This window comes from Petrotoga miotherma DSM 10691 (genome assembly GCF_002895605.1).
In the GTDB taxonomy this organism is placed as follows: Bacteria; Thermotogota; Thermotogae; order Petrotogales; family Petrotogaceae; genus Petrotoga; species Petrotoga miotherma.
Window position 1 is genome coordinate 1 of the sequence record NZ_AZRM01000002.1, and the last position, 10,634, is coordinate 10,634.

Genomic DNA, 10,634 nt, shown 5'->3' on the forward strand with positions numbered 1-10,634 from the left:
CTTGACATATCACCGATTAGCTTTAGGTAAATTTATTTGTTCCTTTGATAGTGTAAGTATCTCAAAAACAGAAGTGAAGTTAAAATTAACAAAATTATTCCGAAAATATAGTTGATAGTGTAATCAACAGTGTGGATAATAGGATATCCAGTTTGACTGAAAACTTCAAGCGGAGTTACTTTTATAAAACTAAGAATGCTTAGGAAATACATGGATATTAAAGAAATATATTTTACGAATTTCTCTTCAAAAATTACAAGAATCGTTAAACTTAAGAAAAACAAAAGAAAGATTTTCGTACCAAAAACAGTGTTATAGGCTTTTAAATTTATTTTGTCGACCTTTTCAACGTCAAAAAAAGAATATAAAGTTGGCAACAATGGATCAATGAGATCAGTAGATCGTAGGAGTTGGTTTGAAGTATCCATGAATTTCGATTCGAATTCGGCATCTGAAAATTTTAAAACATCATGAACTTGAACCTTTAACGTATCTACCTCATTATAAATATTCTTTTCGGTAATTTCTGATGAGTTCACAAAATCAGTAACCTCTTTTGAAAAGTCAAGCGGTATACCTCGATAATTTTCTACTTTGTCAATTTTCAAGCCGTCCCTATTCGTTTGAACGGATGAACCTTGTAGATTTGATAAAACTTGTGAATTCAAAAGATCATCCAAAAAGGATGCAAAAGTCGATCTATAAAAAGTATTAACCTTGGAATATTCACTTCCTAAGTGGGAGTTCAAACTGGATATAGTTTTATGTAAAGGAGCGTGTGGGTAAGCAACAACATCGTTCAATAGCTGGGTTTCGAAAGTAGAGTTATCAAACTGAGTATTTTTTTCCATCAAAAGATCATAAGAATAGTATGATGGGACGAACAGAGTAAGCAGCACTAAAAAAAAGATAGAAAAGTTTATAACTTTTTCTGTAAACTTAATCTTTTTTCCGATACTTTTGAAGAGCAAAACGGCTAAAAACAAAAACACAAAAGTTACTATATAACTTCCATAGATGAAAGAAGATACTGTATCTTTTATCGGATTGTAGAATGCTAAAAGGTATACAAATTCAACGCCAAATATGCTTAAGACTGTTACCCAAAGATATTTTCTTAAAAATAAGAATGTTACAAGAATCAAAGCGGCATAAATGATAATTCTTATAAAAGAAATATTAACCCCATGCCTTCCTTCCTCAATAAACATTTGGGTAACTTGTTGTATTTGTTCGTTGGTTTCATTTATTAGTGAATTGACATAATTGTAAGAGAGTTGATCTATGGCAATTTGGAGTGGTCTTCCCGTTGTGCCTGATTGAGCAAGTTGTTGAATACCATGTTCCAAACTCTCTTTATTTTCTAATATTATCTTATTGTATTCAGGGTTAGTTTCTCCTTCATATATGTAAAATCTTTTATCTAAGATTTCTGCGTCAGATTCAAACCTTTGAATATCTGTAAATGGAGCGGTATCAACAATTCCTAAAGAATATATAATAACATTGCCGAAGTAAGTTAAAGCATCATTCTCTAAAGATCTTGTATAATCTTGAACAGTAGCAAAATAGGCGGGCATCGATCTTATCATTTCTTGAGTAATTTGTTCACCCGAAAGATCTGATTGCACATACACTAAAAACCCGGCCAAAGCCAATTTTTCTTCGATTGTTGTAAATTGAGACTGAACATTGTCGTATATCTGAGATAGATAAGTTTGGACATTTGTAGGCCTATCAACGTATTCGGCGCTACCTATCATTTGAGTTCTATAAAATCTATATAAGCCTAGATTACTAAGTTCTTGAAAAAAAGAATCGAATTCTTCGTTTGAAACACTTCCCTCTTCATTGTAGGTCTGAATAAGAGTCGTAAAAAGATCTCCAACCGCTTCAACATCGATCGTAAAAGCTGTTAAAGAAAAAATGACTGTAATTAATAAAATGGCTAATTTCTTCATCTCTATCCTCCAAATCATTATAATGTATTGTAAAGCAATAAATATAGATTGATTTTATTATAACATTTTTTTTTTAATTGTTCAACAAGAGAATTTCTGAATTATACTTGGTTATTAGCCATTATTTCTATTTAAAAGCGATTACAGTAAGTTAAGAGCTTTTTCACTGAGAAATTAAAATAATTAAATGTTGATTGAAAAAATGTGATGTGGTAAAATAATTCTATAAATTGCTTATATGAGGAGAGATTCCTTTCCTAACTTATGTATTTTGTGTTCTCCTACCTGCTACCAGATATTCATTTGTTCATATTTAATTTATTCTACCCGTACTTTTTAGAAAAGAACCTTAAATTTTTTATCTCACATAGTAACTCATTCTTAAGGATGGCTTTCTACGAAACATTTAATCATATTTTTATTTCTATGTCAACATCAATTAGAGGTGTTTAGATCTAATTAGAGTTATTCTAAGTCATTTATTTTTGATTAAAATTAAAAAACTTAACTTTTCTTAATTTATATAAATAAAAAATTTAAAAAGGGTGTAGTTTTTCCTACACCCCTTTTGTATGTTCGCTTAATTACATTACTATTCTGAAACATTCGTTCCATTTATTTGGACGGCTCAAAAGAAAACAAAAATTATTTCATGAGCTTCTTTTGTAATTATATTATGAAGTTAGGAGTTATAAAAATACTTCAATATCCTCTACCCTAACAGCTTTGTATGGGCTTACTTCCAGGGTTCCTTCATGGGATAATTCCTTAAGCTTATCGTGCAATTCTCTATCCCAATCGGTACCCACTACTTTCCAATTTTCTTCATATTCTGGGGTAAGCACACCATTTTTTACTTCTATTATATACTTTTCTATGAGTTTTCTAAGATCTCCTCCGCTTATAGCCGAAAAGTCAGGATGATCTTCGGTTCTGCCAAGAAGCTTTGGCAGTTGTTCTCCTTTTTCAAATATTGGACCATAGGTCAAAAGTTGGGTATTTGCTCTATAATTGTTGACTGCCAATGTTAATACATCGTTACCTTGTATAGGTGTACCATCGATTTTTCTTAAATTTACTATCCTCTGACCCACTGGTTTTGAAACATCGATCTCGTAATAAACCCCTTTAAACATATCATAATTATAACCCGGAATTTTTTGGTTGAAAGAAATAGTTAAATCTCCAGGTTGGTATTGATTGTAATAAGAAGCCGACCATTCCATATATTTCTTCAACTGCTTTCCTGTTATTTCTAGTACATACAAAGTATTGTCGTATCTATAAATTAAAGAAATGTCTGATCTTTTTATAGGACCTTCTTTTATATTTGCATCCGATCTAAAAGCTGCAGAAGCTGATACATCTATTTTTTCACCTATCACTTGTTCCCCATAATACATTTGAACGGAATTTATCAAATCTATCATAGCGGTGGGTTGTATGTATACTTGTGGGATACCTTTTATTTCATCTGGAGGAACTAAAGGTCCGCCTTTTAATTCTCCTATTATCTCGTTAGCATAGTCTAAAGCCTTATAATGAAAAGGTTGAAGCTTTTTCTCCAATTCACTGTCTGGTGGTACTGTTCCAGTAGCAGCTTTTACATCGTAATTAGCGGAACTTTTATCAACTATTACGTACTTATCTCCTTCCTTCTGGAGTTCCAATACCACTTGTGATAACGTCTGCCCCCATTTTCCGGGTTCCACAATTAAAGTTCCGTTGAGCTTCACTTCTTGCGTAATGTCATTTTTTTGTTCATCAATAATCTTACCATTAAATACTTTATACAACTTTCCATTATAATAGTAAGTTTCAGCTATTTTTTCATGGAAATGACCCGCAATAACAACATCTAAATCAGGTGTCGCCTCTAGAATATCTATAACCCCAGAACCATAGGTCCCATATTCTTCTTCGATTCCCATATGAAAAGCTCCCACAATCACGTCAACTTGTCCTTTTAATTGTGCAACTGCTACTCTCACCTCATCCACAGGATCAACCACAATGTAATCCTGCAAATTTGCAGCGTCCCATTTTACTATGTTAGGAGTAACCATACCTATTATTCCAACTTTTATTCCATTCCCTGTGGTAACTATTTTATAAGGGGCAGCTAACCTTGTTCCATCGGGGTTATAAACATTGCCACACAAAACACTATTAGGATTATCATCCACTGGCATGAATTGTCTCATAATCTTTTTAAGTGTTGGGACCCCATAGTTAAACTCATGATTACCTAAAACCCATGCATCATAACCTATTTCATTCATAGCAAAAATCATGGGATGTATGGCATCTTCTAAAAAAATGTTTGAAAGGTTTTCTTGGATTGTATCTCCATTGTCAATCAATATAGTTCCTTCAGGATTTTCACTTCTCAACTCATTTATGATCGAATAGACTTGTGCAATACTTCCACTATAATTAGGTTGGTTTAAGGCATAATCATAAGGTAAAAAGCGTCCATGCAAATCTGAAGTTGCTAAGATTTGTACTTCTATCGTCTCAGCAAAAAACAACGAGAATACACTCAAAAGCAACACCAACGCTAAAATAGCTCTTTTTAACATAAAATCACCCCTTTGCATTAAGTTTTTCACTAAAAAAGAAGTTAAAAAAAACGAAATACCAAACAAGAGTTAAAAGTGCTACTTAAAATGAATCTAAAAGGGGTGTAGTTTTTTCTTACACCCCTTTTTGTTTGTTTACTTAACTTGATCTAATTCTATCAATCTCTCTTGGGAAGTATAATCTTCTATAGTTCCCAAGTGAGCAATGTATTCACGTAAAGCATCCGCATCTCTAAAGTATGTATCGTAACCAGGTTTACCTGCAAGCATTGTGTAACCGTCTCCACCCGAAGCCATATAGTTGTTGGTAACAACCTTATAAGTTCTGTTCAAATCTATAGGCTCACCGTTTATTTTTACGTTTGTAGCTTTTCCACCTTTTATTTCTGCAGTTAGCCCTGCAACATGTAACTTAGCTCCTTGGCCATCAGGAATTTTAGCAGCATAATTTAAAACATCCATTATGTCTTTCCCAGTCAACTCTAAAATGTACAATGTGTTTCCAAAAGGTAAAACAGTCAATATGTCTCTGTAGGTTATATCTCCTGCTTCAATAGAAGCTCTTATCCCGCCACCGTTCATTAAAGCAACATCCGCACCTGTTTTCCAAATCATACTATCCGTTATAAGGTTGCTTAGATTCGTTTCATCACTTCTAGCATGTTCCCCATCGAGATATACTTTTGTTTCTTCAACAACCTCATTCAAAGCCTCTGATCCAAGTTGATAAAAAGCATCTGTAAACATTTTTATGAAAGGATCTTCGGGGATATCAGATGTTAGTGGAATTACTTCTCCTCTCCAATCTACTATCCTACCATCATCAATCCATAAATCTATTCTCCCAATGTTCTCTGCGTTATCACCAGCTTGTGCTACTATAACATTATTAATTACTACAGGTGTTTCTAACAAGGTGTGAGTATGCCCGTCTATTATAATATCTACTCCAGATATATTTTCAGCTAACTCATCTGAGGTAGTGAACTCAACAGGCAAGTAGGGTCTTCTTCCATCTGCATAATAACCTAAGTGTCCAAGGACTATAACTACATCGGCTTTTTCTTGGACTATTGGAAGATATTTCTTTAAAGTCTCTTCTGCATCCACAATTGTATTCTCGCCTAAATAAATTGGTTCTAAAACTTTCGTTTGTTCAGTAACAAGACCTATAATTCCAACTGAGAAATCACCATAGTCTTTTATGATGTACGGTTCAAAAATTGGTCCTCCATGTTTTTCATCGACAAAATTTGCTCCTAAGAATGGAAATTGTGCTACTTCATATTGTTTCTCAAGCACTTCAAAAGGTTTATCGAATTCGTGATTACCCAAAACCATAGCATCCAAACCCATATAATGTAAAGCCAAAAAGTCAGGAACTGCATCCAACTGATCAGATTCTGGAATCCCTGTATTTACATCACCAGCATGTAGGAAAAGTACTGCTCCACCTTCCTTAGCCACTTCTTCTCTTGCTTGATTTATCAGGGTAGCTGCCCTGGCAAATCCTCCACCATCTTCCGTTCCCCACACATGTGCGTGAGTATCGTTCATGTGGAAAATTACTAAGTGATTAGGCCCTGCAAATACCGATAAAACTAAAACCATAACAACTAAAATGCCTAAGACTCTTTTCATTTTGTTCCCCTCCTTTTTTACCTTTATTAGACACTTTAGAAATTCTAAAACATGCATTGTAACCAACTCTTAATACCTTTAATATTATACTTTTGCCTCCTCACTGTATAATTTATTCGATACCACATTTTTATTATCTCGTAAGCAGGTCATTCAATTGTCATTATACGGTAACTCTTCTCAACTCTACTTCGATTTCGTCTACTCTGATTATATGAAAGAACATTCCGAATTTAAGTATCTCCTCGATTTAATCGATTGGTCCGTTGTCCCAGATTTCAGTAATAAGATAGGCAGAACAGGGTACTCCCGTCGGGCTTTACTTAAAGCTATCTTCGTTCAGAAGGTTAAGGGGTTTACAGTAAGGGAGTTGATTCACTTCCTTAAGAGTAACCCTTCCTTCGCTAAATGCATCGGTTTCGATCCTATTATCAATTACGTTCCTTCTGAAGCTACTTTCTCTTCCTTTAAGAAGGAGTTTGGTCCTTCTTATTTGGATAAGGTTATCGTTTTTACCGTCCTTAAAGGCATCAAAGAGGGGATCTTTGATACCAGTTATCTTGTTGTTGATTCTTACCCCATTATCTTTAATTCTTTCTTCAACAACAAGAAGAGTCACGGTAAATTCAAAGATTACAAAGAGTACTATCGTTCCCCTTTAGAAGCAAATTTCGGCGTTAAACCTGTTTCTAATTCTAAACCTATCTACGATAAGTACGGTAACCCAAAGAACGCTATGTCTTATCTTGGTTACAAGGCTCATACTATCACTTTCCTAAACGTCCCTATCTTCACCGTGGTTTCCCCTGCTTCTGCCAATGACAAGAATTATGCTTTCAACCTTTTGGAAAAGGTTGTTAAGTACTTGGATCTTAGTGGGTTTAACTTCTTAGCTTGTTTCTTTAGAAAGTTTAAATTCTCTTCAATACTTCCCAAATGAACGGTTATTCATTAACTGTACTTCTTTCATCTCTATTTTCCCTAAAAACTTCTTCAATTCTAATTACTTTCCAATTTTTTGAAGAATTACTTCGATTTTCAAAGAGCATTTTGGATAATTATCCAATATTTTAGTTCTTTTTCTTCTTGCCTTAACTTACTTTACCTTTAGTTAATCGTTGCTTTGACCTATTTCTGAAGTGGGTAATTAGAATGAACAACAACAAACAATAGATTGATTTTATTATAACATTTTTTTTTGTAGTTATTCAACCAGGGAGTTTCTTAATTATACTTGGTTATTAGCCATTATTTCTATTTAAAAGCGATTACAGTAAGTTAAGAGCTTTTTCACTGAGAAATTAAAATAATTAAATGTTGATTGAAAAAATGTGATGTGGTAAAATAATCCTATAAATTGCTTATATGAGGAGAGATTATTATTTCAAAAAAATCCCATTTGTTAATAGTACTTACTATATTCTTTGTATCTTTCTTATTTTCTGAATCCATTTTTTTAGAAGTCAACAATTTCGATATTGGAGAAAGGGCATTTCATATCGACTTGGGTAAAAGTTATGCGATAATTGCAGATTATCAAGGTACTATCCATTTTATAGATATCTTTACTTTAGAAAAAACTGAGTTTACACAAGCTATCTTACCGATGGGGGGGGCATACGATGGCGAATTTTTTTATGTTATTGATAATTACAATAAGGAAGTATTAAAAATTAAAAACAACAAAGTGATACAAAAATTAGTTTTAGATTCTAAGCCCGTTAATATAAGATTGATAAATGAAGAATTGTACATATTAGGTACAAATCCTTATAAATTATACATAGTTGATAACAATCTGTTATTAAAAAAATCAATGGTCCTTCCTGTACATAGCCCGTTGATAAGAAATATAGGTGATCAAGTTTTTATACCTTTGTTTGATAACTTTCAAAACAACGTGTTTTTAACAGATCTTCTTTTTTTGATCCCTAATAATGATACTTATATAGTGAATTATAATCATATTGAACATCCTATAGATATTGTGGGATCAAACGGAATCATTTATATGCTTTCATATTACGATGGAAGTTTGTATAGAAATGATTTCAGAAAACAGCCTAAAATTGCACAATTTGGGGAGTATAGCACAAATATTGAACTCTACAAAGATAATATTGTGGGTAATTCTCTCATGGGTGGTGTTTATTACTACAATCTTTCCTCTGGGAAAACCGATGTTATTTTAGAAGAAGTACCAATTAGTGATATTTCTGTTTCTCCCAATGGACAATATTTGTTTGCTATCTCTCATATAGAAAATAAGCTTTTTGTAATAGAGGGTAAAAATGTCTATCAAACAATTGATACCTACAATTATCCTATCGATGTTGAGTCTCCTACGGATAATATAGTTTTGGTACTTTGTACCGATTCCTCCAAGTTGCAGGTCATAAGATACTTTGAATGAGTGTTTTTATGTCAAATATTGTTTTTTGTAATTTATCTTTGTAGATGTCAGAAGCTTCTTTGAAATCGTAATTTGAAGAAACGGTATCGTAATAGATAAAAGGTATCTCAGATGTATTTTTATAAAAAAAGTTATAATCTTCTTTTATATTTTTTAATACTCTACGATTCTTAATATTGTTGAAAGTTATTGTCTGTCCAGCAAAAAAGATTCCAGTCAGAGCACTGTGTAAACGATCAGATATGATTATTTTAGATTCAGAAATTTCTTTGATTATCTTATTTGGGTCTTTAAAAGGGAACTCAGCTAGTACATTCGTTTTTTTTCTAATGTTTTCAACTAATTCATAATTTTTTAATGCATCTTGGTTTGCATTTATTACTAATGTGGAAAGTGAATAATTTTCAAAGGTAGATAAAAATTCTGTTAAATGTTGTAAATCGTGTTCTTCTTTTAAACAAACTGATATTTTGTCTGTTTTTTCATAAGTATAATTTAAAAAGGCATATGGTCCCACATCTACACCTAGAGAGATATTTTTATTGCATCTTGATGCAAAGGCATATGATGTTTTATCTCTCAAATTACCGTAAAGTTTCGGATAAGAAAGGATCTTTTTTAATTTTTGGAGGCTACGTTTTTCCTTAAAAGATCCAAAACCCTGGGATAAGAGTAAAATTGTTTTATTAAACTTTGCCCCGAGGTAGGCTATATAATAATAGTACATAAAACTTCTGTAAGATGTTTCGGATTGAAAAAGGTTTCCTCCTCCAAAGATTATAGCATCGCAGTCTTTTATAGTTCTGCGTAGTTCGTAGAAATTGAATCTTGAAACAGTGATTATTTGAAATCTATATTTTTCATTGAATTCCAACTCGTTTTCAAGAGGTAAGTATAAAATCCCATCAAATTTTATTTCATTTAATATTTGTAAGAAACTTTTAAGTAATAAGTCATCTCCAAAGTTGCCGTATCCATAAAACCCAATTAAAAAAATTTTTTTCATCTTGACTCCTCCAAATTAATTATTTATACTTTCTATCAAGACTCTAAAATATGCTTTATTGCCGGTTCTTTTTTAAATTAAAAACTCAATATTGAAAATTATTTTATTTCTGAAGTGTGCAAATTATTTAGGAAAACATTACTTTAGAAAAGAAAAATAAAATAGATAAAATAAAGGTAGGTGAAAAATATTGTTTGATAATATTAATTTCGAGATAATTCCAAATACTATGGATGCATTGTCCTTAAGGCAAAACGTAATTTCTCAGAATATAGCAAATTATGAAACCCCCGGATACAAAAGAAAGTACGTTGATTTTGAAAACGAGTTACAAAAAGCGTTGAGTGAAGATTCAGCTTTGACTCTCAAAGTGAATAGAGACCAACACATAAATAATACCTTATCTTTAGGAAAAATTCAACCAAATATTCAAATAGATGATTCCAAATCGCTCAGAGATGATGGGAACAACGTTGACCCCGATGTGGAATTGGTGAGAATGACTCAAAATACTTTAAAATACAACACTTTATCCAGATTGATGACTTATGCGATACAAAGGTATGAAACAGCTATTAGAGGTGGTAAATGATGGATGGGTTATTTAAGGTTTTGGATATTGCTGCAAGCGGTATGACAGCAGAAAGGTTTAGGTTAGACGTTATTTCTCAAAACTTAGCTAATTCAGATACAACCAGGACAGAGGAAGGTGGACCATACAGAAGAAAAACAGTAATCTTTCAAGAGGCACTTAATGAAAGTGCAAATGGAAGCAAAAATTTTGGGGGAGTGAAAGTCTCTTCTATAGTAGAGGATCCATCACCTTTTAGATTAGTATATGATCCCAACCATCCCGATGCAGACGCTGAAGGATATGTTAGTTATCCTAACGTTAATGTATTACGAGAAATGGTTGATATGATGTCTGCTCAAAGAGCATATGAAATGAACGCAGCAGTTGTAAATTCAGCAAAAAGCATGTACAATTCTGCCCTCGGAATAGGTAGATATACCCACTTCAGAAATAGGTC

At 32.6% G+C, this 10,634-nt stretch carries 8 protein-coding genes; 4 read left to right on the forward strand and 4 right to left on the reverse strand.

Translation table 11 applies throughout. The annotated features are described in order from the left end of the window. Positions 1–32: 32 nt before the first annotated feature. The 3 genes from X928_RS00035 to X928_RS00045 form a co-directional block, all read right to left on the reverse strand. Complete coding sequence (locus tag X928_RS00035) at positions 33–1,961, reverse strand: hypothetical protein (RefSeq protein WP_103077947.1); 1,929 nt, start codon at positions 1,959–1,961, stop codon at positions 33–35. Positions 1,962–2,650: 689 nt separating this feature from the next. After that, positions 2,651–4,543 (reverse strand): 5'-nucleotidase C-terminal domain-containing protein, encoded by a 1,893-nt coding sequence (locus tag X928_RS00040; protein ID WP_103077948.1) that lies wholly within the window; start codon positions 4,541–4,543, stop codon positions 2,651–2,653. A gap of 135 nt (positions 4,544–4,678) precedes the next feature. Beyond that, on the reverse strand, positions 4,679–6,184 hold the full coding sequence (locus X928_RS00045) for a 5'-nucleotidase C-terminal domain-containing protein (RefSeq protein ID WP_103077949.1): 1,506 nt from the start codon (positions 6,182–6,184) through the stop codon (positions 4,679–4,681). A gap of 157 nt (positions 6,185–6,341) precedes the next feature. Here X928_RS00045 and X928_RS00050 point away from each other — a divergent pair, with 157 nt between their 5' ends. Continuing rightward, positions 6,342–7,124, forward strand: coding sequence for a transposase (locus X928_RS00050; RefSeq protein WP_103077950.1), 783 nt, complete (start codon positions 6,342–6,344; stop codon positions 7,122–7,124). A 459-nt stretch (positions 7,125–7,583) separates the two neighbouring features. Then, positions 7,584–8,597 carry a YncE family protein gene (locus tag X928_RS00055; RefSeq protein ID WP_103077854.1) on the forward strand — a complete coding sequence of 338 codons (1,014 nt, stop codon included), beginning with the start codon at positions 7,584–7,586 and terminating at the stop codon, positions 8,595–8,597. On the opposite strand, the gene X928_RS00060 is transcribed toward X928_RS00055, so the two are convergent. Next, entirely contained in the window at positions 8,578–9,603 is a 1,026-nt protein-coding gene (locus tag X928_RS00060) for a polysaccharide pyruvyl transferase family protein (protein WP_103077951.1), read from the reverse strand. The genes X928_RS00055 and X928_RS00060 overlap by 20 nt on opposite strands. 190 nt (positions 9,604–9,793) lie before the next feature. Here X928_RS00060 and flgB point away from each other — a divergent pair, with 190 nt between their 5' ends. Then, positions 9,794–10,195 (forward strand): flagellar basal body rod protein FlgB, encoded by a 402-nt coding sequence (flgB, locus tag X928_RS00065; protein WP_103077856.1) that lies wholly within the window; start codon positions 9,794–9,796, stop codon positions 10,193–10,195. Next, the coding region (gene flgC / locus X928_RS00070; RefSeq protein ID WP_103077952.1) for a flagellar basal body rod protein FlgC at positions 10,192–10,634 on the forward strand (443 nt) is incomplete at its 3' end. The genes flgB and flgC, both read left to right, overlap by 4 nt.